Origin of the sequence: Gilvimarinus gilvus, from assembly GCF_030518155.1 — a bacterium.
Lineage (GTDB): Bacteria > Pseudomonadota > Gammaproteobacteria > Pseudomonadales > Cellvibrionaceae > Gilvimarinus > Gilvimarinus gilvus.
The window spans coordinates 1-310 of record NZ_JAULRU010000234.1; the positions used below are offsets into that span (position 1 = coordinate 1).

Genomic DNA, 310 nt, shown 5'->3' on the forward strand with positions numbered 1-310 from the left:
AGCATAGGCCTCAACCCGGGCCTTCAACTTCTGCCCTGGACGAAAGGTGACGACGCGCCGTGCGGTGATCGGAATTTCTTCCCCTGTCTTGGGGTTGCGGCCCGGCCGCTGGCGTTTGTCGCGAAGGTCGAAGTTGCCGAAACCAGACAGCTTGACCTGCTCGTTCTCTTCAAGTGCGTGCCGAATTTCTTCGAAAAACAGCTCGACCAGCTCCTTGGCCTCACGCTTGTTAAGCCCCAGCTCCTCGTACAGCCTTTCGGCCATCTCAGCTTTCGTCAGAGCACCCATGCCGTTATTTCCTTAACGTGGT

The 310-nt window shown here is 57.4% G+C and carries 1 protein-coding gene; it reads right to left on the reverse strand.

Going from position 1 to position 310, the window contains the following annotated elements; all coding sequences use genetic code 11:
* Positions 1-288, reverse strand: a 288-nt coding sequence (ihfA, locus tag QWI17_RS03230) for an integration host factor subunit alpha (protein WP_302721064.1), incomplete at its 3' end; no start/stop codon positions are given.
* Positions 289-310: the final 22 nt, after the last annotated feature.